This window comes from Nautilia lithotrophica, from assembly GCF_054656815.1.
This window is the reverse complement of record NZ_BAAHXN010000009.1, coordinates 1-548: the sequence shown is the minus strand read 5'-3', so window position 1 is coordinate 548 and position 548 is coordinate 1. Positions and strand designations below refer to the sequence as shown.

Below are 548 nucleotides of genomic sequence, written 5' to 3'. Positions count from 1 at the left end.
TTTAACTTGTTCATCCATTGCTTTGTCAGCAATCTGCATTACACCGATTGCATCATTAGCGTTTCTAATAGCTTGACCTAAAGAATCTGCTTGATCTCTTAATGCATCAGCAATTTGAAGACCAGAAGCATCATCTGCAGCTTTATTAATTCTAAGTCCTGTTGAAAGTTTTTCAAGAGAACTGTTTAAGTTTCTGTTATTTACTACACCTGCAGCATGTGCATTAAGTGCAGCTACGTTTGTGTTAATTCTGAATCCCATAACTAACTCCTTTTAGTTTTTTATAGCAGCATCCTTGCTACTTCAGATATATTATCGTCACACATAAAAAAAACTTAATATAATTTCTAAAAATTTTTCATTTAAATAAAAAAAATTAATAATAATATGAATAATAAAAAATTCAGTAAATAAAGATTACTAATGAAAGAAATTATAAATGGATTATATTTACAAAGATAAAGAAAGAGTAGAGAAGAAAAAAATGAAAATGATAAGGTGCCAGACCCAATTAGTATTAAAATAATTGAAATAAAAGATTTGATAAT

1 protein-coding gene is annotated in these 548 nt (G+C 27.6%); it reads right to left on the bottom strand.

The features are described 5' to 3' along the window. A partial coding sequence (locus ACYQ19_RS09170; RefSeq protein WP_459979131.1) for a flagellin N-terminal helical domain-containing protein occupies positions 1 to 261 on the bottom strand: 261 nt, incomplete at its 3' end. Between the last annotated feature and the right edge of the window lie 287 nt (positions 262 to 548).